This is a genomic window from Pseudomonas cremoris (assembly GCF_014230465.1).
Map to the genome: position 1 here is coordinate 43,091 of NZ_JAAXCY010000014.1, position 24,188 is coordinate 67,278.

At 59.6% G+C, this 24,188-nt stretch carries 29 protein-coding genes; 17 read left to right on the forward strand and 12 right to left on the reverse strand.

The window, feature by feature from the left end:
• The first annotated feature begins 5 nt into the window (after positions 1-5).
• The 3 genes from HF257_RS28595 (at position 6) to HF257_RS28605 (ending at position 2,015) form a co-directional block, all read left to right on the forward strand.
• Positions 6-611 carry an arylesterase gene (locus HF257_RS28595; protein WP_185708786.1) on the forward strand — a complete coding sequence of 202 codons (606 nt, stop codon included), beginning with the start codon at positions 6-8 and terminating at the stop codon, positions 609-611.
• A 58-nt stretch (positions 612-669) separates the two neighbouring features.
• Positions 670-963 (forward strand): hypothetical protein, encoded by a 294-nt coding sequence (locus tag HF257_RS28600; protein WP_010211879.1) that lies wholly within the window; start codon positions 670-672, stop codon positions 961-963.
• An 86-nt stretch (positions 964-1,049) separates the two neighbouring features.
• On the forward strand, positions 1,050-2,015 hold the full coding sequence (locus HF257_RS28605; protein WP_185708787.1) for a L,D-transpeptidase family protein: 966 nt from the start codon (positions 1,050-1,052) through the stop codon (positions 2,013-2,015).
• Positions 2,016-2,175: 160 nt separating this feature from the next.
• On the opposite strand, the gene oprI is transcribed toward HF257_RS28605, so the two are convergent.
• A complete protein-coding gene (gene oprI / locus HF257_RS28610; protein ID WP_003172710.1) occupies positions 2,176-2,427 on the reverse strand; it encodes an outer membrane lipoprotei OprI in 252 nt (83 codons plus the stop codon).
• A gap of 610 nt (positions 2,428-3,037) precedes the next feature.
• Between oprI and HF257_RS28615 the strand changes: the two genes are divergently transcribed.
• Positions 3,038-3,319 (forward strand): GNAT family N-acetyltransferase, encoded by a 282-nt coding sequence (locus HF257_RS28615; protein ID WP_003189869.1) that lies wholly within the window; start codon positions 3,038-3,040, stop codon positions 3,317-3,319.
• Between the two features lie 68 nt (positions 3,320-3,387).
• Here HF257_RS28615 and HF257_RS28620 read toward each other — a convergent pair whose 3' ends face one another.
• Positions 3,388-4,464 (reverse strand): 3-deoxy-7-phosphoheptulonate synthase, encoded by a 1,077-nt coding sequence (locus tag HF257_RS28620; protein WP_185708788.1) that lies wholly within the window; start codon positions 4,462-4,464, stop codon positions 3,388-3,390.
• Between the two features lie 132 nt (positions 4,465-4,596).
• The gene (locus HF257_RS28625; protein ID WP_185708789.1) at positions 4,597-5,031 is read right to left on the reverse strand and encodes a PilZ domain-containing protein; all 435 of its coding nucleotides are present in this window, start codon (positions 5,029-5,031) and stop codon (positions 4,597-4,599) included.
• On the opposite strand from HF257_RS28625, the gene HF257_RS28630 reads away from it, so the two are divergent.
• The 5 genes from HF257_RS28630 to cysB all read left to right on the forward strand — a co-directional run bounded on the left by HF257_RS28630 (position 5,030) and on the right by cysB (position 8,941).
• Positions 5,030-5,416 carry a YbbN family protein gene (locus tag HF257_RS28630; protein WP_185708790.1) on the forward strand — a complete coding sequence of 129 codons (387 nt, stop codon included), beginning with the start codon at positions 5,030-5,032 and terminating at the stop codon, positions 5,414-5,416. The two genes, HF257_RS28625 and HF257_RS28630, sit on opposite strands and share 2 nt — an antisense overlap.
• Positions 5,413-6,375: a putative 2-dehydropantoate 2-reductase gene (locus HF257_RS28635; protein ID WP_185708791.1), complete on the forward strand. Its 963-nt coding sequence runs from the start codon at positions 5,413-5,415 to the stop codon at positions 6,373-6,375. The genes HF257_RS28630 and HF257_RS28635 overlap by 4 nt, the downstream gene beginning before the upstream one ends.
• Before the next feature lie 16 nt (positions 6,376-6,391).
• Positions 6,392-7,309 (forward strand): 5'-nucleotidase, encoded by a 918-nt coding sequence (locus HF257_RS28640; RefSeq protein WP_185708792.1) that lies wholly within the window; start codon positions 6,392-6,394, stop codon positions 7,307-7,309.
• A 52-nt stretch (positions 7,310-7,361) separates the two neighbouring features.
• A complete protein-coding gene (locus HF257_RS28645) occupies positions 7,362-7,862 on the forward strand; it encodes a universal stress protein (RefSeq protein WP_185708793.1) in 501 nt (166 codons plus the stop codon).
• Between the two features lie 104 nt (positions 7,863-7,966).
• Positions 7,967-8,941: an HTH-type transcriptional regulator CysB gene (gene cysB, locus HF257_RS28650; protein WP_003189876.1), complete on the forward strand. Its 975-nt coding sequence runs from the start codon at positions 7,967-7,969 to the stop codon at positions 8,939-8,941.
• 32 nt (positions 8,942-8,973) lie between these two features.
• On the opposite strand, the gene HF257_RS28655 is transcribed toward cysB, so the two are convergent.
• Together HF257_RS28655 and HF257_RS28660 are read right to left on the reverse strand one after the other, a co-directional pair.
• On the reverse strand, positions 8,974-9,456 hold the full coding sequence (locus tag HF257_RS28655) for a GreA/GreB family elongation factor (protein WP_185708794.1): 483 nt from the start codon (positions 9,454-9,456) through the stop codon (positions 8,974-8,976).
• 5 nt (positions 9,457-9,461) lie between these two features.
• Positions 9,462-9,830: an alpha-amylase family protein gene (locus tag HF257_RS28660; RefSeq protein ID WP_185708795.1), complete on the reverse strand. Its 369-nt coding sequence runs from the start codon at positions 9,828-9,830 to the stop codon at positions 9,462-9,464.
• A 132-nt stretch (positions 9,831-9,962) separates the two neighbouring features.
• Between HF257_RS28660 and earP the strand changes: the two genes are divergently transcribed.
• Both earP and HF257_RS28670 read left to right on the forward strand, forming a co-directional pair.
• Complete coding sequence (earP, locus tag HF257_RS28665) at positions 9,963-11,096, forward strand: elongation factor P maturation arginine rhamnosyltransferase EarP (RefSeq protein ID WP_185708796.1); 1,134 nt, start codon at positions 9,963-9,965, stop codon at positions 11,094-11,096.
• A 49-nt stretch (positions 11,097-11,145) separates the two neighbouring features.
• The gene (locus tag HF257_RS28670) at positions 11,146-11,718 is read left to right on the forward strand and encodes an elongation factor P (protein WP_122485907.1); all 573 of its coding nucleotides are present in this window, start codon (positions 11,146-11,148) and stop codon (positions 11,716-11,718) included.
• 67 nt (positions 11,719-11,785) lie between these two features.
• Here HF257_RS28670 and HF257_RS28675 read toward each other — a convergent pair whose 3' ends face one another.
• From HF257_RS28675 to HF257_RS28685, 3 genes are all read right to left on the reverse strand, one after another.
• The gene (locus tag HF257_RS28675; protein WP_017734413.1) at positions 11,786-12,205 is read right to left on the reverse strand and encodes an organic hydroperoxide resistance protein; all 420 of its coding nucleotides are present in this window, start codon (positions 12,203-12,205) and stop codon (positions 11,786-11,788) included.
• 250 nt (positions 12,206-12,455) lie between these two features.
• Positions 12,456-12,908: a MarR family winged helix-turn-helix transcriptional regulator gene (locus HF257_RS28680; protein WP_185708797.1), complete on the reverse strand. Its 453-nt coding sequence runs from the start codon at positions 12,906-12,908 to the stop codon at positions 12,456-12,458.
• Positions 12,909-12,988: 80 nt separating this feature from the next.
• Complete coding sequence (locus tag HF257_RS28685) at positions 12,989-13,939, reverse strand: LysR family transcriptional regulator (RefSeq protein ID WP_185708798.1); 951 nt, start codon at positions 13,937-13,939, stop codon at positions 12,989-12,991.
• 107 nt (positions 13,940-14,046) lie between these two features.
• Here HF257_RS28685 and HF257_RS28690 point away from each other — a divergent pair, with 107 nt between their 5' ends.
• Positions 14,047-14,796, forward strand: a complete 750-nt coding sequence (locus tag HF257_RS28690) for a sulfite exporter TauE/SafE family protein (RefSeq protein WP_185708799.1) — start codon at positions 14,047-14,049, stop codon at positions 14,794-14,796.
• Here the strand turns inward: HF257_RS28690 and HF257_RS28695 are convergent.
• Positions 14,786-15,667 (reverse strand): LysR family transcriptional regulator, encoded by an 882-nt coding sequence (locus HF257_RS28695; RefSeq protein ID WP_185708800.1) that lies wholly within the window; start codon positions 15,665-15,667, stop codon positions 14,786-14,788. The genes HF257_RS28690 and HF257_RS28695 overlap by 11 nt on opposite strands.
• 70 nt (positions 15,668-15,737) lie before the next feature.
• On the opposite strand from HF257_RS28695, the gene HF257_RS28700 reads away from it, so the two are divergent.
• Positions 15,738-15,932 (forward strand): DUF1127 domain-containing protein, encoded by a 195-nt coding sequence (locus HF257_RS28700; protein ID WP_233081480.1) that lies wholly within the window; start codon positions 15,738-15,740, stop codon positions 15,930-15,932.
• Positions 15,933-15,976: 44 nt separating this feature from the next.
• On the forward strand, positions 15,977-17,206 hold the full coding sequence (locus tag HF257_RS28705) for a winged helix-turn-helix domain-containing protein (RefSeq protein ID WP_185708802.1): 1,230 nt from the start codon (positions 15,977-15,979) through the stop codon (positions 17,204-17,206).
• 133 nt (positions 17,207-17,339) lie between these two features.
• Here the strand turns inward: HF257_RS28705 and HF257_RS28710 are convergent, their stop codons facing one another.
• Positions 17,340-18,686 carry a class II 3-deoxy-7-phosphoheptulonate synthase gene (locus HF257_RS28710; RefSeq protein WP_185708803.1) on the reverse strand — a complete coding sequence of 449 codons (1,347 nt, stop codon included), beginning with the start codon at positions 18,684-18,686 and terminating at the stop codon, positions 17,340-17,342.
• Positions 18,687-18,810: 124 nt separating this feature from the next.
• Here HF257_RS28710 and HF257_RS28715 point away from each other — a divergent pair, with 124 nt between their 5' ends.
• On the forward strand, positions 18,811-19,566 hold the full coding sequence (locus HF257_RS28715) for a spermidine synthase (RefSeq protein ID WP_185708804.1): 756 nt from the start codon (positions 18,811-18,813) through the stop codon (positions 19,564-19,566).
• A 53-nt stretch (positions 19,567-19,619) separates the two neighbouring features.
• Here HF257_RS28715 and HF257_RS28720 read toward each other — a convergent pair whose 3' ends face one another.
• Positions 19,620-20,411, reverse strand: a complete 792-nt coding sequence (locus HF257_RS28720; RefSeq protein ID WP_185708805.1) for a crotonase/enoyl-CoA hydratase family protein — start codon at positions 20,409-20,411, stop codon at positions 19,620-19,622.
• A gap of 422 nt (positions 20,412-20,833) precedes the next feature.
• Here HF257_RS28720 and HF257_RS28725 point away from each other — a divergent pair, with 422 nt between their 5' ends.
• Positions 20,834-22,507, forward strand: a complete 1,674-nt coding sequence (locus HF257_RS28725; protein WP_010211841.1) for a DEAD/DEAH box helicase — start codon at positions 20,834-20,836, stop codon at positions 22,505-22,507.
• Positions 22,508-22,593: 86 nt separating this feature from the next.
• On the opposite strand, the gene HF257_RS28730 is transcribed toward HF257_RS28725, so the two are convergent.
• Positions 22,594-23,361, reverse strand: coding sequence for a DODA-type extradiol aromatic ring-opening family dioxygenase (locus tag HF257_RS28730; RefSeq protein ID WP_185708806.1), 768 nt, complete (start codon positions 23,359-23,361; stop codon positions 22,594-22,596).
• A gap of 104 nt (positions 23,362-23,465) precedes the next feature.
• Here HF257_RS28730 and HF257_RS28735 point away from each other — a divergent pair, with 104 nt between their 5' ends.
• Positions 23,466-24,122, forward strand: a complete 657-nt coding sequence (locus tag HF257_RS28735; protein ID WP_185708807.1) for a thiopurine S-methyltransferase — start codon at positions 23,466-23,468, stop codon at positions 24,120-24,122.
• Positions 24,123-24,188 lie beyond the last annotated feature (66 nt).

Below are 24,188 nucleotides of genomic sequence, written 5' to 3' on the forward strand. Positions count from 1 at the left end.
ATCCGATGCGAATGTGGTTTTTGAGTGCTGGCCTGGCCTTGATGTGCATGGCCCAGAACGCAGCGGCGGGTACAGTCCTGATCGTTGGCGATAGTATCAGTGCCGGTTTCGGCCTGGATACCAGCAAAGGATGGGTCGCGCTGCTGGAGCAACGGCTCAAGAGCGAAGGTTTCGACGATAAAGTGGTCAATGCTTCCATCAGCGGCGACACCAGTGCTGGAGGCCTGGCGCGGCTACCGGCGGCGCTTGCAGAGCATAAGCCGCAGTTGGTGATCATCGAGCTGGGCGGCAACGATGGCCTGCGTGGACAACCACCGGCGCAATTGCAACAAAATCTTGCTTCGATGATTGACAGCTCCAAGGCGGTTGGCGCCAAGGTGCTGTTGCTGGGTATGCAATTGCCGCCCAACTACGGTCCGCGCTATACCAACGCATTTGCCGCGGTCTATGGTTCGCTGGCAGAGGAGAAACAAGTGCCGCTGGTGCCGTTTTTCCTTGAGGGTATTGGTGGTCATCCCGAACTGATGCAAGCGGATGGGCTGCACCCGGCGGTCGGCGCCCAGGGCAAGTTGCTGGAAAATGTCTGGCCGACGCTAAAACCGCTGCTATGACGCTTTTCTACCGGCAGGCTTTCGGCTAAGGTGGCGCCCCCCCGATTTGGAGCCCCTGATGTCGCGTCCTGCCTGGTCCCTGTTTAACTACCAACTGATCGAGCCGGACGAGCAGCTGGATCTGTTCGCCTGCCAGGAAGTGCGGGTGCATCTGGTGGCGCGTCAATTGGAACTGGGTGGCTCCATCGATCGCACGTTGTGTGGCACCTTATTGCCTGCACAGCCGCGGTGGTCGCGGGTCGACCGTTCGATTTTTCAGGACCAACGCCTGTGCCCCTTGTGCCGGGCGATTCTCGAGTCCCAGAAGCGTGGCACCCCGCCGATCTGGCCAGAGCTGCGGTTCGAGCTGTAGTGACCGCTACAAGCTTGCAGCTAGAAGCTTGCTTGACGTATACAATCGTTTTTTACCTACACGTCGTTCTGCGAAGGATTTTCCGGATGTTGTCGCGCCTTTCCGTCGTCACCTGCTGCCTGTCTCTCGCTGCACTCTGTGCGGCCGGTACTGCATCAGCCTTGCAGTTGCCCTTGCCACCACCAGGTGAAGACATCGTTGGTCAGGTCCAGGTGATCAAGGCCAAGTACGAAGATACCTTTGCCGACCTGGGTACCACCTATGACCTGGGTTACTCCGAGATGGTCGCGGCCAACCCGGGCGTCGATGCCTGGTTGCCGGGGGCGGGTACTGAAATCGTGTTGCCGACGCGGTTTATCCTGCCGCCTGGCCCGCGCGAAGGCATTGTGATCAACCTTGCGGAATACCGGCTGTACTATTACCCCAAGGGCCAGAATGTGGTCTACACCTTCCCGCTGGGGATTGGTCGTGAAGGCTGGGGTTCGCCCATCGCGCATACCAGCATTATCGCGAAGACGCCGAATCCGACCTGGACTCCGCCCGCCTCGATCAAGGCCGAGCACGCCGCCAACGGCGATCCGCTGCCCAACGTGGTGCCCGCAGGCCCGGACAACCCATTGGGCCCGTTCAAGTTCACCCTGGGCACGCCGGGTTACTTGATCCACGGCTCCAACATGAAGTTCGGCATTGGTACGCGCACCAGCCATGGATGCTTCCGCATGTTCAACAACAACGTGCTGGAAATGGCCAGCATGGTGCCGGTGGGCACTTCGGTGCGCATCATCAACGATGCCTACAAGTTCGGCAGCAGCGGCGGCAAGGTCTACCTTGAAGCGCATACGCCATTGAATGACGATGGCACACCGTCGGTGGTCGACAAGCACACAGCGGTGATCAACGCTTTGCTTAAACGTGAAGACCTGGCCAATAACCTGCGGGTGAACTGGGACCAGGTGCGTGATGTGGTGGCGGCGGAGGATGGCTTGCCGACCGAAATCGGCGTGCCCGGCGGTGCACCTGTCGCCAGCAGCGCGCCGATCGATCCCCTGTAGGAGCGAGCTTGCTCGCGAAGAACTAACAGGCGCCACGCACATTCAGGGCGCCCGCGTTATCGTTGACGATTTTCGCGGGCGAGCCCGCTCCTACAGAAATCGCAGGCAAAAAAAAGCCGACCCATAAATGGATCGGCTTGATAACAATCCCGAGGGATTATTACTTGCGGCTAGCTTTTTCAAGCATACGCAGAGCGCGTTCGTTAGCTTCATCAGCAGTCTGTTGTGCTTTTTGAGCAGCAGCCAGAGCTTCATCAGCTTTACGGTAGGCTTCGTCTGCACGAGCCTGGGAGCGAGCTGCTGCGTCTTCAGTTGCAGTCAGACGAGCTTCGGTTTCTTTGGAGACGCTGCTGCAACCGGTAGCCAGAACTGCGGCCAGAGCCAGAGCAGAGAATTTCAGAACGTTGTTCATCGTGTTCCCCTTCAAGGACTTTCTATTAAATGGCTACTTTCTCAGAGTGAGCTGATAGCCGGCGTACATACTACTCATTACTTGTAGTAAGTAAACTGACGTAGCGCAAGAAGCAAAAAAAATTCTCGTGCCGTATCTATTTTGGCTAATCTTCTGAAGGTTTGTATAAAAACTGTCCAATTTTTTTCAAACAGGCGAAAAATGGATTGAGGCTGAAAGGGCCAGCCTGCATGTGTCGAGCCCTGCAAGTAGATGAAAAATTATATATCCACGCCGACACTTACGCGCAGCTTGGGTTGGCCACACCCTGCATCTTTTGCGCATGTAGAGGTGACTTTAAGAGCGCCTGTTCGTCTCAAGCTTCAACTGCCGGCAATGTTCAGGCTTTCGATCATCGGTTGATCGAGGCCCTTTCTATATCTACCTGCGGCGGGGATGACGAGCGCGCCTTGAGCAATTGCAGGATTGGTGCCTACTATTCCGTACGTGCAGGTATGAGCGCTAAAGGTTTTCTCGTTGTCGAAACCGGCACGGGGTGGCGTAGATGTTCCTTCGCCGGAAAAACATCGGTAAGGTAGGGGTCAGAAACCAAGACCCGCGAGGAGTAGTGATGAGCGAGGCGTTGTCCATCCACCATGACCAGGCTGGTCATCAGTTCGAGACCAATGTGGACGGTCATCGTGCCTATCTGACCTATATGGACCTCGGTAAACAGACCCTGGATATCTATCGGACTTTCGTGCCAAACGCACTGCGGGGTCGTGGTATTGCGGCGGCATTGACCGAGGAAGCCTTGAAGTTTGCCGAAGAGGCGGGCTACACGGTGATTCCGTCCTGCTCCTATGTCGAACGCTACATGGAGCGCCATCAGCGCCATGCGGCGAAGTTGTAACGCGTCAAACCGCATCATGAAAAACGCCGGGCTTAGCCCGGCGTTTTTGTGTGCGCAATATGGCAGGCTCAGCTGCGTTTGCGCTTGGGCAACACGTCCTTGAGCTTGGCATGCATGCTGCGCAACGTGTTTTCGGTTGCAGACCAATCGATGCAGGCATCGGTGATCGACACGCCGTACTGCAAGTCAGCCAAGTCTTTAGGAATCGCCTGGCAACCCCAGTTCAAATGGCTCTCGACCATCAAGCCGATGATCGACTGGTTGCCTTCCAGAATCTGGTTGGCGACGTTTTCCATCACCAGCGGTTGCAGGGCCGGGTCCTTGTTGGAGTTGGCGTGGCTGCAGTCAACCATGATGTTCGGCTTGATCTTGGCCTTGGTCAGCGCCTGCTCGCACAGCGCAACGCTGACCGAATCGTAGTTGGGCTTGCCGTTGCCGCCACGCAGCACCACATGGCCGTAGGCATTGCCCTTGGTGGTGACGATGGAAACGCCACCTTCCTGGTTGATACCCAGGAAGCGGTGCGGGCTGGAGACCGATTGCAGCGCATTGATCGCTACGGTCAGGCCGCCGTCGGTGCCGTTCTTGAAGCCCACGGCCGACGACAGGCCCGATGCCATTTCGCGGTGAGTCTGGGATTCGGTGGTACGCGCGCCGATGGCCGACCAACTGATCAGGTCTTGCAGGTATTGCGGAGAGATCGGGTCCAGCGCTTCGGTGGCGGTGGGCAAGCCCATTTCAGCCAGGTCCAGCAGCAGTTGGCGACCGATGTGCAAGCCGTCCTGGATCTTGAACGAGTCGTCCAGGTACGGGTCGTTGATCAAGCCTTTCCAGCCGACGGTGGTGCGCGGTTTTTCGAAATAGACGCGCATTACCAGGTACAGGGTGTCCGACACTTCTGCCGCCAGCACCTTGAGGCGCTCGGCATATTCGTGGGCAGCCTTGAGGTCGTGGATCGAGCAAGGCCCGATAACGACGAAGAGGCGGTGATCGGTGCCGTCGAGAATGTCACGGATGACTTCGCGGCCTTTGGTGACGGTCTGCAGGGCAGCGTCGCTCAAAGGGATTTCGCGCTTCAGCTGATCGGGCGTGATCAGGGTCTCGTTGGATTCGACGTTTAGGTCATTGATCGGTAAATCAGCCATCGTGTTACTCGTCAGGGTCACGGGTGCCGGCCGCCAGCGATCCCCGTGCGGCGGAGCACAGCATGATTTGAATGCCGGGGGGGAGGAACCTTAGCGCGTAACACGGGCCCGCGACAATGGGCAAAGCCCGCTTTAATCCAGTGCTGGCGCCACAAAGGCCTCATGGGAGAACTCGACCGCATGGCGCGACACCCACTCGCGGGCCAGGGCTTCGAATTGCTCGGGTGTCGGCTCAGCGTCTTCGTGCTGGCGGCAATAGCGCTCTATCCGGCATGCTTGCTCACCCATTCGCGCGCCGAACAGTGCATGTTCGTCGGTAAACGAGACGCCAATTCGGTAGCCGTGTTCCACCTTGCGGCACCAAGCCACATAACCCGGATAACGGGCGCTGGCACCCAGCGAGGGAATGTTCAGGTCAACCGCCGTACCCTGGCGCCAGGCGCGCGGCCAATGGCAGGCGATACCGCCCAGGCCGACAGTGAGCAGGCGTTGGCGGGGGATGGCAGGGGCGGGACGTTGGATTAACTCGACAGCGACATCATCAGGGTGAGGTAAAAAACGACCCATGTACACGGACTCCGAGCACCGTCCTGTTGACGGCGGTGGCAGCAGTATAGTGAAGGAACTGGAATTGACCGACCTGGATATTGACCAGCAATTGCTGGGATTGCCAGGTATTTCGCTGGTGGTGTTCACCAGTGTCGGCTGTTCCAGTTGCCGCTGGGCACGCCAACAGGTACCCGGCTGGACATTGCCGGTGGACCGAGTGTGCTGGGTGGATGCCGGGCACAATGGCGGCGCGGTCGAACGCTACCAGATCTTTCATTTGCCGGCGTTGTTCGTGGTGTGCGAGGGTCAATTCCTTGGACAATTACAGACGCGCCTTACACCTACCGACCTTGCCGAGGCCGTGAAACACGCACTCGCCCGTACACCAGAGGAATTGCCATGACCGCAGTTGCACCCCAGTCGCCACGCATTGGCATCATCGGCACCGGTGCCATCGGTGGTTTCTACGGCTTGATGCTGGCGCGTGCCGGCTTCGACGTACATTTCCTGTTGCGCAGCGAGTACGCAGCGGTTAGCGAGCACGGCTTGCGCGTGAATAGCACGGTGTTCGGGCCCTTGCACCTGCACCCGGTACAAGCCTATTCCCGCGCTGCCGATATGCCACCGTGCGATTGGTTGCTGGTGGGCACCAAGTCCACGGGCAACCTGGAGCTGGCCCCAACCATTGCCCAAGTCGCCGCGCCGGACGCCAAAGTGGTGTTGCTGCAAAACGGTCTGGATGTAGAAGACAGCCTGCGTGAACACCTGCCGCCATCGCTGCACCTGCTCGGCGGCCTTTGCTACATCGGCGTGCACCGCTCGGGGCCTGGCGTGGTCGAGCATCAGGCCCTGGGTCGGGTCAACCTGGGGTACCACAGCGGCACGGCGGCCAATGATGAAGGCCTACAGAGGGTGATTGTAGAGGCTGGCGCGGCGCTGTTTCATGAGGCCGGTATCGAGTCCCAGGCCATGGCCAACGTGCATCAGGCGCGCTGGCACAAATTGGTGTGGAACGTGCCCTACAACGGCCTTTCCGTGCTATTGGGCACCGGCACCACGGCGATGATGGCGGATGAGTCCAGCCGTGAGTTGATCCAGGCGTTGATGGCCGAAGTGGTGCAGGGCGCTCACGCCTGTGGCCATGAAATTCCCGCCAGCTACGCCGAACAGATGTTCGCCATGACCGAAACCATGGACGACTATCTGCCTAGCATGTACCACGATCATATTCACAAACGTCCGCTGGAACTGGCGGCGATTTACGCGCGGCCTTTAGCTGCCGCCAGAGCTGCCGGTTGTGAATTGCCGCGAATACAGGCGTTGTACCAGGCCTTGAGTTTTATTGATCGGCATAACCGCTGAGTCGGGGGAGTACACCATGGCAAAGGGATTGGGCGACAAGCTGGTGCTGGCGATTTCTTCGCGCGCGCTGTTCGACCTGAGCGACAGCCACAAGGTTTATCTGGCTCAAGGCGTCGAGGCCTATCGCAAATATCAGATCGAGCATGAGGAAGAATTCCTTGAGCCCGGCGATGCTTTCCCGTTGGTCAAGAAGCTGCTGAGCCTCAACGCCAGCCTGGGTCGGGCGCGGGTCGAAGTGGTGTTGGTGTCGCGCAACAGCGCTGACACGGGCCTGCGGGTGTTCAATTCGATCCAGCATTACGGCCTGGATATTTCCCGCGCCGCTTTTGTAGGAGGGCGTAGTCCCTATCCTTATTTGGCGGCCTTTGGTTGTCATCTGTTTCTTTCCACCCATGCCGAGGATGTACGCAGTGCCCTCGATGCCGGCTTTGCTGCCGCGACGATTTTGTCGGGCGGCGCACGGCGGGCATCCAGCGAGGAACTGCGGATTGCCTTTGATGGTGATGCGGTGTTGTTCTCCGATGAATCGGAGCGTGTGTACCAGGCCGGCGGGTTGGAAGCGTTCCAGGCCAGCGAGCGCGAGTCGGCACGCCAACCTTTGCACGGTGGTCCTTTCAAAGGGTTCCTGGCGGCGCTCAACTTGTTGCAACGCGAGTTTCCGGACGAGGCCTGCCCGATCCGCACCGCGCTGGTCACCGCTCGTTCGGCGCCGTCCCACGAGCGAGTGATTCGTACCTTGCGTGAGTGGGACATTCGCCTGGATGAGTCGTTGTTCCTCGGCGGTCTGGAGAAGTCAGCGTTCCTTGAAGCCTTCGCCGCCGATGTATTTTTCGATGACCAGGCCGGTCATTGTGAGAAAGCCAGGGAGGTGGTGGCCACCGGGCATGTGCCTCACGGCATCAGTAATGAGGTTAGGGTTCAGTCCGAAAGCTAAGTCGCTGCTAAGCTCATTTCATCTCCGCCATCCTGGCAGTCCAGGAGGTTCTATGATTCGTTCGATGTTGTACGCCACGGATCTCGGTCTGTATGCGCCTTATGTGATGCAGCACGCATTGGCGCTGGCGCGAACGTTCAAGGCAGACTTGTATGTGATCCACGTGGTCGAGCCCATTGGGCTGTTCGCCGAATCGGTGTTACAGAGCTACCTTGATGAGAAGGCGTTAAGCGAATGGCAAACCCAGGGCCTGACCACGGTCATGGCGACGATCGAGCAACGGGTGCTGGACAGCTTTCGCGAGGAATTGGAGGACGGGGAGCAAGACCTGAAATTGATTCGCTCGGTACGGGTGATCCAGGGGGACCCGTGCGAGGTGATACTCGACCAATTGCGCAAACTTTCCGTAGACCTGTTGATCGTAGGCAGTCATAGCCATGCGACTTCGGCGGCCACACCGCTGGGTCGCACCGCTGCGCGGGTGTTGCAACTGTCTACGGTGCCGGTTTACCTGGTGCCCTCGCTACAGCGCCGACGCAGTGATGACGTGTGATGGATAAAAAACGATAAAAAGTTCTAGATTTATCCGTCGAACCTTTAATATAGTTATATACCGTCGCTGATACCCGTGGCGTCTATCTGCTTTGAGGGACACATATGAAGCTTCAACAACTGCGCTACATCTGGGAAGTGGCGCACCACGACCTCAACGTTTCCGCTACCGCTCAAAGCCTTTACACCTCGCAACCCGGTATCAGCAAGCAGATCCGCCTGCTCGAAGACGAGCTGGGTGTTGAAGTGTTCGCGCGCAGCGGCAAGCACCTGACCCGTGTGACCCCGGCCGGTGAGCGCATCATTACCACCGCTGGCGAAATCCTGCGCAAAGTCGAAAGCATCAAGCAGATCGCCCAGGAATTCTCCAACGAGAAGAAGGGCACCCTGTCGATCGCCACGACCCACACCCAGGCCCGTTATGCATTGCCTCCGGTGATTCGCGATTTCATCAAGCAATACCCGGACGTGGCGCTGCACATGCACCAGGGTTCGCCGATGCAGATCGCCGAGATGGCCGCAGACGGCACCGTGGATTTCGCCATTGCCACTGAGGCCCTGGAGCTGTTCGGCGACCTGGTGATGATGCCGTGCTACCGCTGGAACCGCTGCGTGGTTGTGCCGCAAGGTCACCCATTGGCCAAGCTGCCGAAGCTGACCCTGGAAGCCCTGGCCGAATACCCGATCGTGACTTACGTGTTTGGTTTTACTGGCCGTTCCAAGCTCGACGAAGCGTTCAGCCATCGCGGCCTTACACCGAAAGTGGTGTTTACCGCCGCCGACGCCGACGTGATCAAGACTTACGTGCGCCTGGGCCTGGGCGTAGGGATCGTCGCCAAGATGGCGGTGGACACCAACCTTGATAAAGACCTGGTGGTGCTCGACGCCAGCGAGCTGTTCGAGTCCAGCGTGACCAAGATCGGTTTCCGTCGCGGCACGTTCCTGCGTGGCTTCATGTGCGACTTCATCGAGAAGTTCGCGCCGCACCTGACCCGTGAAGTCATGGCCAAGGCGATCCAGTGCCACAACAAACAGGAACTGGAAGAGCTGTTCGACGGCGTAGAATTGCCCGTCCACTGAGGCCCGCTCACTACAATTGCGTCAGCAGTGGCTTACTTGGCCTCGGTAACCGTAAACAGTTGCCGAGCGCCTGCCACCAGAATCTCCACCTCATCCCCTTCGAACTTGCCCAGCAAGCCTTTGCCCAAAGGTGAGCGCGGGGTGATGACGGTCACTGGCTGCCCGACCACATCCACTTTCAAACCCGCTGCATCCGGTGCCAGGAACAGCCACTGCTGGCGACCGTTTTCATCCTCCAGGCCCAGTAGCGCGCCGACCTCTATCCCTCGCTGATCATCGTATGCACGCAGTTGCAGGTTCTGGCACAGCGCTAGCGCTTGCTTGATTTCCTCGACGCGCTTGGCTTGGCCGGCGGCGAGGTACGAAGCCTCCAGCCCCAGCGTGTCGTATTTGTTTTCCGCGATGTTTTCTTCGTGGGTCGCGGTTTCGTAGGCGGTCTGCGCAGCGCGTTGGGCGATGTCGAGGTCGACAGTGAGCTTTTCCAGAATCAACTGGTGGACGGCGTGTTTATTCATGGTCATCAATCGCAGAATTGCAGGACATTGGCCCGGGTCTTTTCGTTGGGGGCGTTCTGGTCCTGTTGCAGCCAGAACTGGCATTTTGGGTTGGACAGGTTGCGCGCGTTGCTGCGGGCCTGGTCCAGGGTTTGCTGCTGTTCCTGTTTACGCAGGTTCTCTTGGTATTGCTCGAACAAGCGGTTGGGTGGTTCAGGCGCAACCACCGCAGGCTTGCCCAGTTGCTCAACCGCTTGGGCGACCGGTGCCAGGCTTTGCGGGAACAGATAGCGCGACGCCAGCCAAGTGGTCAGCGCGATGGCGATAAACCCCAGCCACACGCCCAACGCGATGGCGATACAGAGCTTGAGCAGCGACAACGGACGATCAGACATGGCGGCCTCCTGGCAGGCATTTGCGGCGTGGCGGCGATTGTCGCACAGCCACCGTGCAGAATAATCGCGATCAAGCCTTCTGCATCGGCGCATTTATGCGGACAATCGAGCCTTTGAGTGATGGAGCCCGGAATGAAAGCCCGCTGGGATATTTTTTGCAGCGTCGTCGACAATTACGGCGACATCGGCGTGACCTGGCGTTTGGCTCGCCAATTGGTGGCGGAGCATGGATGTGAAGTGCGCTTGTGGGTCGATGACCTGCGCGCCTTCGAGCGTATGTGTCCCGACATCGATGTGCAGATGCACCTGCAATGGCAGGAAGGTGTCGAAGTGCGGCACTGGCCGGCCGACTGGGTGAGCGCGCCGGCGGCGGATGTGGTGATCGCCGCCTTTGCGTGCCAACTGCCGCCCGATTATATGGAAGCCATGGCCGAGCGCGAACGCGTGCCGCTGTGGATGAACCTGGATTACCTCAGTGCCGAAGACTGGGTGGTGGGCTGCCACCGCCTGCCATCGGTTAAGTTCAAGGGCGTACAGAAGTACTTCTTCTTTCCCGGTTTCCGGCCCGGCACGGGCGGCCTGTTGCGGGAGGCGGGGTTGTTGGAACAGCGCAGGGCGTTTCAACAGGATGGGGCTGCGCAGCGACAGTTCCTGCAAACCCTGGGCGTGTTTCCTGACGACGGCGCGCGCTTGATCTCGCTATTTGCCTACGAAAATGCCGGGCTCGCCGGTTGGTTGGACGTGTTATCGACGGACGGGCGTGCCACTCATCTATTGGTGCCGGAGGGGCGCGTCCTCGGTGATGTGGCGCGTTGGCTCGGGCTCGAGGGGTTGGTGGCGGGGGATATCCATCAGCGCGACGCCCTGACCGTGCAAGTGCTGCCATTTGTGCGCCAGGAACAATACGACCGCGTGTTGTGGTGCTGCGACTTCAACGCGGTGCGCGGCGAAGACTCGTTCGTGCGTGCCCAATGGGCCGGGCGGCCGCTGTTGTGGCACATCTATCGTCAGGACGAGGATATCCACCTCGACAAGCTGGATGCATTCCTTGAGTTGTACACGGCGGCCTTGTCGCCAGCCGCCAGAGCAGCGCTGGTCGCGCTTTGGCAAGCCTGGAATACGGACGGCGATATGGCACAAGGGTGGAAAATGCTCCTGGAACACTGGCCAGAGGTGAGCCAGCACGCTGAAAACTGGTGTCTGGAACAGGCCTTGCAGGCCGATCTTGCGACGGCGCTGGTACAGTTTTATGAAAGTTGGATATGATACGCCACCTTGAATTTTGTAAATCCCATCCAAATTTCGGATATATGCAATGAAAACTGGTAAAGAACTGAAACCCGGTACAGTGATCCGTCTCGAAAACGACCCTTGGCTGGTTCAGAAAGCTGAGTTCACCAAGTCTGGTCGTAACAGCGCAATCATGAAGACCAAGCTGAAGAACCTGCTGACCGGTTACAAGACCGAGATCGTTTACAGCGCCGACGACAAACTGGACGACGTGATCCTCGACCGCAAAGAAGCGACCCTGTCCTTCATCAGCGGCGACACCTACACGTTCATGGACACCACCGACTACACCATGTACGAGCTGAACGCTGAAGATATCGAAGCCGTTCTGCCGTTCGTTGAAGAAGGCATGGAAGACGTCTGCGAAGCTATCTTCTTTGAAGATCGCCTGGTTTCCGTAGAGCTGCCGACCACTATCGTGCGTCAGGTTGACTACACCGAAGGTTCGGCTCGTGGCGACACTTCTGGCAAGGTGATGAAGCCTGCCAAGCTGAAAAACGGTACCGAACTGGCCGTTGCAGATTTCATCGAAATCGGCGACCTGATCGAGATCGACACCCGTGAAGGTGGTTCGTACAAAGGCCGCGCCAAGAAGTAATTCTGGCCCCGCCGATACGAAAAAAAACCCGACTCTGAGTCGGGTTTTTTTATGCGCGTCTGTTTGATCAGACGGTTACGTGCAGGCGTACATCGACGTTGCCACGGGTGGCGTTGGAGTACGGGCACACCTGGTGAGCGGCGTCGACCAGGCTTTGTGCGTCGTCCTGATCGAGGCCCGGCAGGCTGATGTGCAGGTCGATGTCCAGGCCGAAACCGCCGGGGATTTGACCGATGCCAACGTGGGCAGTGATCGAAGCGTCATCCGGGATCTTGCGTTTGGTCTGGCTTGCCACGAATTTCAGCGCGCCGATAAAGCAGGCCGAGTAGCCGGCGGCGAACAGTTGCTCCGGGTTGGTGGCTTGGCCACCAGCGCCACCCAGTTCCTTGGGGGTAGAGAGTTTGACGTCGAGGATGTTGTCGCTGGAAACAGCGCGACCATCACGGCCGCCGGTTGCGGTAGCTACTGCTGTGTAGAGAGTTTGCATGGTGTGGTCCTCTTGGGTGTGTAGTGCTAAATGTTTGCGCGCTAAGTAGTTGGTGAGATGAATGTATAGCGCTAATGTTTAGTGCGCAAGATAAATTTACAAATTATTTTCCGTGCATCGCCACAAACCAATGTGGGAGCGGGCTTGCTCGCGAATGGGGAGTAGCAGTCAACTCATTAGGCGACTGATACACCGTATTCGCGAGCAAGCCCGCTCCCACATTTTAGCTATTTGATGGCAGATCTCAGTGTCAGACGCTGGCTTGCAGATTGCCCCGCAACGCAATCAAATCAGCCTGCAGCTTGCGCAGTTGCTCCAGCTCCAAACCGCTGGCCCCCAGAATGCACTGCGGAATCCCCATGGCCTTATCCTGCAAAGCACGCCCGGCACCCGTCAATTCCACCACTACCACCCGCTCATCCTCGCGGCTGCGGGTGCGGCTCAATAGCCCTTCAGCTTCCAAGCGCTTGAGCAGCGGGGTCAGTGAGCCCGGATCCGTCAGCAGGCGGCTGCTGATTTCACCGACGGTCAACCCGTCCTCCTCCCACAGCACCATCATGGCCAGGTACTGCGGATAGGTCAGGCCGAGGGCTTGCAGCAGCGGTTTGTAGACCTTGGTCATCAACAACGACGTGGAGTGCAGGGCGAAACACAACTGGTTGTCCAGCATCAGGGATTCGCAGGGGGCAGGATTCTTGCTCATGGCGGTACCTCGGGAAAGCATGTCTGGGCTGGAATCTAGCGGGCAAATGTTTAATGCGCCAGACAATTCTGCCGGGCCAGTCAGGCCAGGCCGCTTTGCAGTGCCAGATCCCAGGGTGGTATCGGGCTGAAACGGGATTTCAGGTACTCCAGTAATAACCGACTACGGGCGTTCGGCTGTTGCTCCAGGCGCAGCGCATAGATGCCGGTGGTCTCCGGACTGGGCAGGCCGTCTTCGCAAAACAGTGGCAGCAGTTCGCCGCGCACCAGGTATTCACTGGCCAGCCAAGTGGGGAGGTGGGCGATGCCCAGCCCGGCGAGGGCTCCAGACAGCAAGGCTTCGGCATTGTTGGCGCTCATGCGGATGCGTTGCGGACGGTAGGTGGCGCGGCGCCCGTCCAACTCGAAGCGCCAGGCGAACATCGGGGCCAGGCCGTCCCAGTCGAGGCCGTCATGCTCACTGAGTTCGCGCGGGTGAGTCGGAGTACCCCGGCTTTTCAGGTAGGCCGGGCTGGCACACGCGATGCGTACGATGCTGGCCAGAGGGGTGGCGATCAGCCGAGTGTCGACGATATGCCCGGCGCGCAGTACCAAGTCGACTTTGCCCAGATGCGCGCCCTGCATGTCCACAAAGCTGTCGATCAAGTGCAGGTGCACATCCAGGCCCGGATACACGTTGAGGAAATCCGCAATCACCGGCGCCAAGTGGCGCCGACCAAATGCTGCCGGCGCGTCCACCCGAATCAAGCCTTCCGGCGCATGGCTCAAGGACACGGCTTCTGCACGTGCCAGTTGCAGCTCGCTGACAATCCGTCGTGCGCGCTCGGCAAACGCTAGGCCGGCCGGGGTTGGTACCACTGCGTGGGTACTGCGTTGGAACAGCCGGCTGCCCACCGAACTTTCCAGGCTGTCGATCCGCCGTGCTACCGCCGAAGGGGTCAACGGATGGCGGCGCGCGGCGGCGGAAAAGCTGCCCGTTTCGAGTACATCAAGAAACAGGCTCAGTTGATCGGTCAGGGTATTGGGGTTCATGGCGCACGCTTATGCGAGGTTGGCACAGCCATTGTGCGTTGCTGTGCGTTTCCACGCTATAGCCGACTGCGTAGCATGCAGGTCTTGGGTGAGTGGAGCAGTGAAAAGTGTTGGATTTAGCGTTGTACCTGGTATTGGGTGTGGCCTTGGGCACCGTGGGTGGCCTATTCGGGATTGGCGGCGGGCTGATAGCGATCCCGGTGCTGGGGGTATTTTTCGGCCTGGACCAGCAGATCGCCCAGGGCACCGCGTTGGTGATGGTGGTGCCCAACGTGATGCTGGCGCTGTGGCGTTATCATCAGCGTAATCACATTTACCTGCGTCACGCGCTGCCGTTGGGCGTCATGGGTTTCAGCTTCGCGTGGTTGGGCTCGATCTGGGCGGTAGGCCTGGATGCGGGCTTGATGCGCATCGGTTTTATCGCCTTCTTGATGGCGCTGTCGGCCTACAACCTGTTGCGCATGTTCACGCGTAACGCGCCGCCCACCGCCGAGATGCGCTACTCCTGGCCGTGGCTCGGTGTGCTCGGCGCGGCGTCCGGGTCCATGGGCGGCTTGTTTGGCGTGGGCGGCGCGGTGATCGCCACGCCAGTGCTGACCAGTCTGTTCGGAACCACCCAGGTGGTGGCCCAAGGCTTGTCCCTGGCGCTGGCGCTGCCAAGTACTGGCGTGACGCTGGTGACCTATGCCTGGCACCACGAGGTGGACTGGTTGATCGGCGCGCCCCTGGCGGTAGGCGGCCTGCTCAGTATCAGTTGGGGCGTGAAGGTTGCTCACGCTTTGCCGGAGCGGACCTTGCGCGGCCTGTTCTGCGGGTTCCTGATGGTGTGTGCGGTGATGCTGACGTTTAAAGTTTGAAGCCTTCGACGATGTACTCCGCCAGGCAATCGGTGATGGGCGAAGCAATCCCAAGGTTGCGCAGCAAGCGCAGATTCATCGACGGCAGTGGCGGGAAGCCCTCATCGCGACCGAGTACCCGCAGGTCTGGGGTCACCAGGCTTTCCATGCTGACCATCACTGCCAGGCCCGCGCTCACTACCGCCTGGATCGCCGCCCCGTTGGAGCTGTGATAGGCCAGGCGATAATCCCGCCCAGCCATCTCCAGTGCGGTACGTGCCCACTGGGTGTAGAGGCAGTCGGCGCCGGAAATCGCCAGGGGCAGTGCATCGTGTTCGTCCACGCAGAAGCTCGGCGCGGCGGCCCACACCATGCGCTCGGTGCGCAATAGTTCGCCGATATCATTGCCGGGCTCGCGGCTGATTACCGTCAACGCCAGGTCGCGTCGCTGCATCAACACGGTGGAGGCCTCGCAGTGCATTTCGATCTGGATCAGCGGATACGCCTTGGAAAACTGCTTGAGAATCCCCGGCAGGAAACGCATCACGTAGTCGTCCGGCGTGCCGATGCGCACCAGGCCCACCATATGCGGCTCGCGCAGGGTGTTAAACACTTCGCTGTGCAATTTCAGGATGCGTCGCGCATAGCCCAACAACACTTGGCCTTCGGGTGTCAGTCGCACCTGGCGGCCATCACGTTCGAACAGTTTGCGCTGCAGTACGTCTTCCTCCAGGCGTTTCATCTGCATGCTCACCGCCGATTGGGTGCGGTTCACCAGTTCGCCAGCGCGGGTGAAACCGCCCTGATCGGCGATGGCGACGAAGGTACGCAGCACTTCAGTGTCGATGCTCGGGAAGCTGGTCAATTGATCAATCTCTGAGATGTATTGCATAAGAAACATTCGTTGGATTGATCTTAAGCGCCGGCACACACTTGCGCCATCCCCACGGGAGGGCGAGAAGATGAAAGGTCAACGCGGTTTTGTATTAGTGGCCAAGCGGCCGTTTTCCAGGGTGCTCAATGCACTGTGCCGCTGGCATGAGCGCCAATTGCTGGCGAATTTGAGCGACGACGCGCTCAAGGATATTGGGCTCAATCGAGTCGATGTGGAGCACGAGCGTCGCCTGCCTGTGTGGCAAGACCCCCTGCGAAAGTGACTCGGATGCAGTAGGGTAGACGGCGAGCCCACCCGGAGAATTCCATGCCCGCCGATCTGTCTTTCTCACTCAAACAAGCTCGACGCATGGCGCTGGCGGCCCAGGGATTTTCCGGGCGCCAGGCGCCGGCACAGATAAAAGCCGCGCACCTTAACCGCTTGATCGAACGCCTCGGTGTGTTGCAGATCGACTCAGTCAATGCGGTGGTGCGCTCCCACTATTTGCCACTGTTTTCCCGCTTGGGCAATTACTCTCCCTTGATGCTTGAACAGGCCGCCTGGAGCCAGGGCCGACGGCGCTCGTTGTTCGAATACTGGGGGCATGAGGCCTCGCTGTTGCCGATGGCGCTGTACCCGCTGATGCGCTGGCGCATGGAGCGAGCCAAGCAAGGGCAGGGGATTTATTCGCAGATGGCGCGCTTTGGGCGTGAGCAGCAGGCCGTGATCGGGCGCGTATTGAAGACGGTCGAGCAGCAAGGCGCTTTGGGGGCGGGAAGCTTGTCTACCCGCGAAGAACGCGCCGGTCCGTGGTGGGACTGGAGCGATGAAAAGCACGCGTTGGAATGGTTGTTTGCCGCAGGCCTGGTGACCGTGGCCGGTCGGCGTGGGTTTGAGCGCCTATATGATTTGCCGGAGCGAGTAATCCCCGGCGAGTTCCTGCAGGCCTCTCTAGGTGAGGCGCAGGCACAGCGCGGTTTATTGCTGCACAGTGCCACTGCATTGGGTGTGGCCGTTGAAAAAGACTTGCGTGATTACTTCCGCCTGGACCCCGCGGACAGCCGCAATCGCTTGGCTGAGCTGGTGGAAGACGGTGAGCTGCTGACCTGTCAGGTCCAGGGCTGGAAGCAACTGGCGTATTGCCTGCCTGAGCCGAAAGTGCCACGCAAGGTGCCGGCCAGCGCGTTGCTGTCGCCGTTCGATTCGCTGGTCTGGGAGCGCAGCCGCACCGAGCGTCTGTTCGATTTTCGGTACCGGTTGGAGATCTACACCCCGCAAGACAAGCGGGTCTATGGCTACTACGTGCTGCCGTTTTTGCACAACGAACGAATCGCCGCCCGCGTCGACTTGCGCGCCGAACGTGCCAATGGGTGTTTGGCGGTGCATGCGGTGCATGAAGAAGAGCCGGGACTGGATGAGGAGGGGATGGTGGCGTTGGCGTTGAATTTGCGGCAGATGGCGGCTTGGCTGGGGTTGGAGCGGGTGCAGCTTAATTGCCAGAGGGTGAGTGCAGATCGGTTGAGAGGGGCAATGCTTAATTTGGATGTTGATCTCTAGGGCCTCTTCGCGAGCAAGTCGAATCGTCGCACCGCCGCTCCCACCTTTGAACGTATTCACAAATCAAAATGTGGGAGCGGCGGTGCGACGATTCGACTTGCTCGCGAAGGCGTCAGTACAGGCGACTCAAATGTCAGCGTTTAACCTGCTTCAACGTCTCGGCAATCAAAAACGCCAACTCCAGCGACTGGTCAGCATTCATCCGCGGGTCACAGTGCGTGTGATACCGGTCCGACAAGCCATCTTCAGTGATCGGTCGCGCGCCACCGATGCATTCGGTGACATTCTGCCCGGTCATCTCGATATGAATCCCGCCGGCATAGCTGCCCTCGGCGTGGTGCACCTGGAAGAACTCCTTCACTTCGCCAAGAATCTGCGCAAAGTCGCGGGTCTTGTAGCCGCTGCTGGCCTTGATGGTGTTGCCGTGCATCGGGTCGGAGCTCCATAGCACCTGCTTGCCCTCGCGCTGAACAGCACGAATCAGGCCCGGCAGGTGGTCGCCAACCTTGCCTGCGCCCATGCGCGCGATCAGGTTGAGGCGGCCGGGATCGTTGTCCGGGTTGAGGATGTCGATCAGGCGGATCAGGTCCTCGGGGTTCATGCTTGGGCCAACCTTGACGCCGATCGGGTTGTTCACCCCGCGCAGGAACTCGACGTGAGCACCGTCCAACTGGCGGGTACGGTCGCCTATCCACAGCATGTGGGCGGAGCAGTCGTAGTAGTCGTTGGTCAGGCTGTCACGGCGTACAAACGCTTGCTCATAGTTGAGCAGCAGCGCTTCGTGGGCCGTGAAGAAACTGGTTTCGCGCAATTGCGGCGAGCTGTCCATGCCACAGGCGCGCATGAACGCCAGGGTTTCGTCGATACGGTCGGCCAGTTGGGCGTATTTCTCGGCCAGGGCGGAGTTGGCGATGAAGTCCAGGTTCCATTTGTGCACCTGGTGCAGGTCGGCGAAACCGCCTTGGGCAAAGGCGCGCAACAGGTTCAGGGTAGCGGTGGACTGGTGGTAGGACTGCAGCAGGCGGTCCGGGTCCGGCACACGGCTTTTTTCATCGAAGCCAATGCCATTGACGATATCGCCACGGTAGGCGGGCAGGGTGATGCCGTCGATGGTTTCGTCGTTGGCCGAGCGCGGCTTGGCGAACTGACCGGCCATGCGCCCGACTTTCACCACCGGACAGCCGGCGGCAAACGTCATCACGATGGCCATCTGCAGCAGCACCTTGAAGGTGTCGCGGATTTTGGCGGCGGAGAACTCGGCAAAACTCTCGGCGCAGTCACCGCCCTGCAACAGGAAGGCGCGACCCTGGGTCACTTCAGCGAACTGACGGCGCAACTCACGCGCTTCCCCGGCAAACACCAGCGGCGGGTAGCTGGCGAGGCTTTGCTCCACGTGCAGCAAATGCGCAGCGTCCGGGTACTGGGGTTGTTGCTGGATCGGCAGGGCGCGCCAGCTGTCGGGGCTCCAGGGTTGGCTCATCATGAACTCGATAGGGTAATGGACGGTAGGAGGCCAATGTTATCAGCAATTAGTGCGTGACCTGTTGCTGCCGGTTGGCCGACAATCGCGGCTTTGCCATACAGCAACCCCGTTAGGAGCAGTGATGACAGAGGAGCGTGTCGAGCGCCTGCTGGCCGAGGTCCATGACGACTTCGGCATGATCCGTGTGCTCGAAGTGGCCGATTACCGGTTTCTCGAATTCGGCGACGCCATTGAGCAAAGCTGTGTGTTTACCGCGGACCCGAGCTGGTTGGAATACGACTACACCCGCGCCATGTTGATTGGTGCGCTGTGCCACGATCAGCCGGAAAGTGCGCTGTTTCTCGGCCTGGGTGCGGGTACGTTGACCCAGGCGTGCCTCAAGTTTCTGCCGCTGGACGATGTGGAAGCCATTGAGCTGCGCCCGGATGTGCCGCGCCTGGCCATCGAATACCTGGGGTTGGATGACGATCCTCGGCTGTACATCCGCATTGGCGACGCCCTCCAGTTGCTGGACACCGCTGAGTCGGCCGACCTGATTTTCGTCGACCTGTATACGGACGTCGGCCCGGGCGTCGGGCACTTGGCCTGGACCTTCCTGGAAAACTGCCAGAAGAAACTCAACCCCGGTGGCTGGCTGGTGATCAACCAGTGGGCTACGGATGACGGCAAGCCGCTGGGGGCAGCACTGTTGCGCGGTTTGTACCACCGGCATTACTGGGAGTTGCCGGTGAAGGAGGGCAATGTGATTTTGTTGGTGCCTTCGGAGCTGGATCAGGGACTGGACTTGAAGGGGCTTTCGGAGCGTGCCGAGGCCTTGGCGCCGCGGTTGGGGTATTCGTTGCAGTCGTTGATCAAGGCGATTCGGCCGGCGACCTAGGCTGTCTGTGCCGACGCTTTCGCGAGCAAGTCGAAGAGGCCCTGACAGCCAACTCATATACCCTTGAACACCCCCGGCCGCTTCTCAATCATCGCCCGCACCCCTTCCTTGGCATCCTCGCTGTTCAGCAGTTTATCCACCATCGGCGGCAATGCCGCAGCCGCCACAGTTTCGCCCTCCATCCGCGCCAGCCGTGCCGACATCAATGTGGCCTGCACTCCCAGCGGTGCCTGACGCGCCATACGGTTGGCCAACTCTACAGCGCGGGGCAGCAGGTCTTCGCTGGCCATCACTTCCTGCACCAGGCCCAGGCGCAACGCCTCGTGTGCATCGAACTCGTCACCGGTCAGCAACCAGCGCATCGCATTGCCCCAGCCGGCGATCTGATGAAAGCGCAATGTCGCACCGCCAAACGGAAAGATCCCACGCTGTACTTCCATCTGTGCGAAACGCGTGTTGCTCGCGCAGAGGTTGATGTCCGCTGCCAGCATCAGCCCGATACCAATGGTCAGGCAGTAACCCTGGGCGGCGATGATCACCGGCTTGCTCACCCGAGGGCCGGCAAACACGCCCCATGGATCGCACCCGCCCAAGGGAGGTTGCCAGCCGCTGGCCATCAAGGCGCTGACGTTGGCCAGGTCCAAGCCGGCGGTAAAGTGCTCTCCGTGGGCAAATACCACGGCAACACGCGCCTCGTCAGTTCGATCAAATTCGCCATAGGCCAGGCTTAGCTCGTTGAGCAAATCCAGGTCGAAAGCATTGCGCTTGGCCACCCGATCCAAGCCCAACAGCAGGACATGGCCCTGTAACTCACGGCTGACGCGACTGCTGGTGGCTTCATTCATCGGGTGTGCCCTCGGGCGCGGGGAAGGATTTCGGACCAAAGGTCTCAAGGGTTAGGTGAATCGTTTAAGCGTTATGACCAACAGGGCCGGGCCTTTGAAAAATAGACCTTGCCACTGTTATCTGCAAAGACTGTGATGCAGCGCGGTTTATCGGTGCTTTCCGATAAAAAAAGCTCCCTTTTTCAGGTATTTCCGGTATAGTGCGCGCCGGCCTTTAACCGGGCCGCGTTTAGGTAGCGCAATTCCCCGAAGTCAGCTTCGGCTGCACGTCCGCACAGCGGACTCTCCCTTGACGAATCTTTTTCATTCATTCGTTTTCGCAAATCCCCGCCGACAAAGCAGCCAGGGCGACTCTTGAGTCTCAACACGGCATGCGCAGCTTTGGAGCATGGGTCTTTGCGGATGCACTTAGAGGCAGACCCATGACCCAGGAAACCGGCGGCTTCGCCGCTTTTAATCTTAACCCGAACATTCTTGCAGCCGTCGCAGCGACTGGCTACGAAGAACCTTCGGCGATTCAGCAGCAATCGATCCCGATCATCATGGCCGGCAAGGACATGATTGGCCAGGCGCAAACCGGTACCGGTAAAACCGCCGCGTTCGCCCTGCCTATCCTGCACTGCATCGATCCTGCCAAGCGCGAACCGCAAGCCCTGATCCTGGCGCCAACCCGTGAGTTGGCGCTGCAAGTAGCAACCGCTTTCGAAACCTACGCCAAGCAAATGCCGGGCGTAACCGTTGTGGCCGTTTACGGCGGCGCGCCTATGGGCCCACAACTGAAAGCAATCCGTAATGGCGCACAAATTGTTGTCGCCACTCCGGGTCGTCTGTGCGACCACCTGCGCCGTGACGAAAAAGTCCTGTCGACCGTGAACCACCTGGTTCTGGACGAAGCTGACGAAATGTTGAAGCTGGGCTTCATGGATGACCTGGAAGTCATCTTCAAGGCACTGCCTCCAACCCGTCAGACCGTACTGTTCTCGGCCACCCTGCCACAGTCGATCCGTGCCATTGCCGAACGCCACCTGCGTGACCCAGAGCACGTCAAGATCCAGACCAAGACTCAGACCGTTACCGCGATCGAACAGGCTCACCTGTTGGTTCACGCTGACCAGAAGACCTCGGCTGTATTGAGCCTGCTGGAAGTCGAAGACTTCGACGCCCTGATCATGTTCGTGCGCACCAAGCAAGCGACCCTGGACCTGGCCAGTGCCCTGGAAGCCAAAGGCTACAAAGCCGCTGCGCTGAACGGTGACATCGCCCAGAACCAACGTGAGCGCGTGATCGACTCCCTCAAGGATGGCCGTCTGGACATCGTTGTAGCGACCGACGTTGCTGCTCGTGGCCTTGACGTTCCACGTATCACCCACGTGTTCAACGTTGACATGCCTTACGATCCAGAGTCCTACGTTCACCGTATCGGCCGTACCGGCCGTGCCGGTCGCGAAGGTCGTGCACTGCTGCTGGTGACTCCACGTGAGCGCCGCATGCTGCAAGTGATCGAGCGTGTGACCGGTCAGAAAGTTGCTGAAGTCCGCCTGCCGGATGCCCAGGCTGTTCTGGATGCTCGCATCAAGAAACTGACCAACAGCCTGTCGCCACTGGTGGCTGACGCTGAATCGACCCACGGCGACCTGCTGGACCGCCTGACCGCCGATATCGGCTGCACCCCACGTGCCCTGGCTGCCGCCCTGCTGCGCAAGGCAACCAACGGTCAGGCCCTGACCCTGGCAGCCATCGAGAAAGAACGTCCACTGGTTCCGAACAGCGCGCCACGCGGTGATCGTCCAGAGCGTTCCGGTGACCGTCCAGACCGTGGTGATCGTGAGCGTCGTGCTCCGGTTCCATTGGCTGAAGGCCGTGCTCGTTGCCGTACCGCGCTGGGCGCGCGTGATGGTATCGCTGCCAAGAACCTGCTGGGCGCTATCCTCAATGAGGGTGGCCTGGCACGTGAAGCCATCGGTCGCATCCAGGTTCGTGACAGCTTCTCCCTGGTGGAGCTGCCGGAAGACGGTCTGGAAAAACTGCTGGCCAAGCTGAAAGACACTCGCGTTGCCGGTAAGCAGTTGAAGCTGCGTCGCTACCGCGAGGATTGATCCGCCCTTGGGCTGATTGATCGCACATAAAAAATCCCCGACTGGTTCGGGGATTTTTTTTGCCTGGGTTTCAGGGGGAATGTGTGTCAGCCGAAGCGGTAGATGTCCATCCCAAGGGCGCCCATTGTGAAACCTTGGTGCGCCACGCTGAACGCGCCGCCGGCACCCCGTGCAAAGTACAACGGCAACAAGTGTTCATCACTAGGATGACTACGCACGGCATGGGGCGCCTGGCGACGATAGTCATGCAAGGCTGCTTCATCATCAGTCGCCAGTTTATCCACCACCCAATCGCGAAAATCCCGGGCCCAAGGCTCGATGCTCTCGGGGCCTGCGTGCCAGTCCAGCTCACCCAGGTTATGAGTAATGCTGCCGGAACCGATCAGCAACACGCCTTGTTCACGCAAGCTGGCAAGCGCATGCCCGACGCGCGTCTGCAGGGCAGGGCCCATGCGGCTGGGCAACGACACCTGCACCACTGGAATATCCGCCGCCGGGTACATCAGCGACAGCGGCACCCAGGTGCCGTGGTCGAAGGGGCGACGTTCGTCGATGCGGGCATCAAGACCGTCTGCGTGCAGCAACTCGACAATGTCGGCGGCCAGTTGCGGATCGCCAGGTGCCGGGTATTGCACTGCAAACAATTCGCGGGGGAAGCCGCCGAAGTCATGCCAGGTTTCCGGGGCGGCGTTGCCACTGACCAGCAATTCATGGCTTTCCCAGTGCGCCGACACCACCACGATCGCTTTGGGTCTTGGCATTTCGGCCGCCAGGCGTAGCAGCGCCGGGCCGCTGGCGCCGGGTTGCAGGGCAAGCATGGGCGAGCCGTGGGAGATAAACAGGCTAGGGAGCATAAGTAGGGTCCTGAGCGTTAACATGGACCCATCTTCAATCAGATCATTGATCTAAATCTAATATAAGTTTTAGCACCATTTGATCGAATTTCCGGGGGTGTTTCATGGAACCCAAGTTTTGGCAGGAGCGCTGGGCGCGTAATCAGATTGGCTTTCACTTGCCTGAGGTCAACCCATATCTGCAGCGGCACTGGCCGCGGTTGACGCTGGCTGAAGGCGCAAAGGTATTGGTGCCGTTGTGTGGCAAGAGCCTGGACCTGATGTGGCTGGCCAGCCAGGGGTACCGGGTGATGGGCGTGGAGCTGTCGGAGCATGCTGTCGAGTCGTTTTTCAGTGAGCAGAACCTGACGCCGCGTAGGAGCCAGCATGGCGTGTTCAAGGTGTACCGGTCGGACTTGATTGAAGTGTGGTGCGGCGATTTCTTCGCCTTGGACGCCGAAGCACTGGCCGATTGCACGGCACTTTATGACCGTGCTGCATTGATAGCGTTACCGCCGTTGATGCGTGCACAGTACGCCGAGCATTTGAACCGCTTCCTGCGTCCAGGCTGCCAGGGGCTCTTGATCGCCCTTGACTACGACCAGACGCAGAAAGCCGGCCCGCCGTTTGCGGTGACCGATGAGGAAGTTCGCGTGCTGCTGGGTGAGCAGTGGGCCCTGGAGGCGCTGGAAGAGCAGGATATCCTGGGCGAGAGCTGGAAGTTTGTGCAGGACGGCGTCACGCGGCTTGAGGAGCGTGTGTATCGGTTGATCAAGCGCTGACAAGGCCATCGCCATCGCGGGCAAGCCCACAGTCATTGGTGGTGTATTCGATTCCTCGGGCTAGCA

Excerpts from the sequence above, each read along its gene's own strand:
- HF257_RS28725 (WP_010211841.1), top strand. The coding sequence starts at position 20,834 with ATGACCCAGGAAACCGGCGGCTTCGCCGCTTTTAATCTTAACCCGAAC.
- HF257_RS28735 (WP_185708807.1), top strand. The coding sequence starts at position 23,466 with ATGGAACCCAAGTTTTGGCAGGAGCGCTGGGCGCGTAATCAGATTGGC.
- HF257_RS28670 (WP_122485907.1), top strand. The coding sequence starts at position 11,146 with ATGAAAACTGGTAAAGAACTGAAACCCGGTACAGTGATCCGTCTCGAA.
- HF257_RS28675 (WP_017734413.1), bottom strand. The coding sequence starts at position 12,205 with ATGCAAACTCTCTACACAGCAGTAGCTACCGCAACCGGCGGCCGTGAT.
- HF257_RS28715 (WP_185708804.1), top strand. The coding sequence starts at position 18,811 with ATGACAGAGGAGCGTGTCGAGCGCCTGCTGGCCGAGGTCCATGACGAC.
- HF257_RS28630 (WP_185708790.1), top strand. The coding sequence starts at position 5,030 with ATGTACACGGACTCCGAGCACCGTCCTGTTGACGGCGGTGGCAGCAGT.
- HF257_RS28640 (WP_185708792.1), top strand. The coding sequence starts at position 6,392 with ATGGCAAAGGGATTGGGCGACAAGCTGGTGCTGGCGATTTCTTCGCGC.
- HF257_RS28695 (WP_185708800.1), bottom strand. The coding sequence starts at position 15,667 with ATGCAATACATCTCAGAGATTGATCAATTGACCAGCTTCCCGAGCATC.
- HF257_RS28700 (WP_233081480.1), top strand. The coding sequence starts at position 15,738 with ATGAAAGGTCAACGCGGTTTTGTATTAGTGGCCAAGCGGCCGTTTTCC.
- HF257_RS28710 (WP_185708803.1), bottom strand. The coding sequence starts at position 18,686 with ATGAGCCAACCCTGGAGCCCCGACAGCTGGCGCGCCCTGCCGATCCAG.
- HF257_RS28720 (WP_185708805.1), bottom strand. The coding sequence starts at position 20,411 with ATGAATGAAGCCACCAGCAGTCGCGTCAGCCGTGAGTTACAGGGCCAT.
- HF257_RS28625 (WP_185708789.1), bottom strand. The coding sequence starts at position 5,031 with ATGGGTCGTTTTTTACCTCACCCTGATGATGTCGCTGTCGAGTTAATC.
- HF257_RS28680 (WP_185708797.1), bottom strand. The coding sequence starts at position 12,908 with ATGAGCAAGAATCCTGCCCCCTGCGAATCCCTGATGCTGGACAACCAG.
- HF257_RS28655 (WP_185708794.1), bottom strand. The coding sequence starts at position 9,456 with ATGAATAAACACGCCGTCCACCAGTTGATTCTGGAAAAGCTCACTGTC.
- HF257_RS28645 (WP_185708793.1), top strand. The coding sequence starts at position 7,362 with ATGATTCGTTCGATGTTGTACGCCACGGATCTCGGTCTGTATGCGCCT.
- oprI (WP_003172710.1), bottom strand. The coding sequence starts at position 2,427 with ATGAACAACGTTCTGAAATTCTCTGCTCTGGCTCTGGCCGCAGTTCTG.
- HF257_RS28595 (WP_185708786.1), top strand. The coding sequence starts at position 6 with ATGCGAATGTGGTTTTTGAGTGCTGGCCTGGCCTTGATGTGCATGGCC.
- cysB (WP_003189876.1), top strand. The coding sequence starts at position 7,967 with ATGAAGCTTCAACAACTGCGCTACATCTGGGAAGTGGCGCACCACGAC.
- HF257_RS28605 (WP_185708787.1), top strand. The coding sequence starts at position 1,050 with ATGTTGTCGCGCCTTTCCGTCGTCACCTGCTGCCTGTCTCTCGCTGCA.
- earP (WP_185708796.1), top strand. The coding sequence starts at position 9,963 with ATGAAAGCCCGCTGGGATATTTTTTGCAGCGTCGTCGACAATTACGGC.
- HF257_RS28635 (WP_185708791.1), top strand. The coding sequence starts at position 5,413 with ATGACCGCAGTTGCACCCCAGTCGCCACGCATTGGCATCATCGGCACC.
- HF257_RS28730 (WP_185708806.1), bottom strand. The coding sequence starts at position 23,361 with ATGCTCCCTAGCCTGTTTATCTCCCACGGCTCGCCCATGCTTGCCCTG.
- HF257_RS28705 (WP_185708802.1), top strand. The coding sequence starts at position 15,977 with ATGCCCGCCGATCTGTCTTTCTCACTCAAACAAGCTCGACGCATGGCG.
- HF257_RS28600 (WP_010211879.1), top strand. The coding sequence starts at position 670 with ATGTCGCGTCCTGCCTGGTCCCTGTTTAACTACCAACTGATCGAGCCG.
- HF257_RS28660 (WP_185708795.1), bottom strand. The coding sequence starts at position 9,830 with ATGTCTGATCGTCCGTTGTCGCTGCTCAAGCTCTGTATCGCCATCGCG.
- HF257_RS28615 (WP_003189869.1), top strand. The coding sequence starts at position 3,038 with ATGAGCGAGGCGTTGTCCATCCACCATGACCAGGCTGGTCATCAGTTC.
- HF257_RS28620 (WP_185708788.1), bottom strand. The coding sequence starts at position 4,464 with ATGGCTGATTTACCGATCAATGACCTAAACGTCGAATCCAACGAGACC.
- HF257_RS28685 (WP_185708798.1), bottom strand. The coding sequence starts at position 13,939 with ATGAACCCCAATACCCTGACCGATCAACTGAGCCTGTTTCTTGATGTA.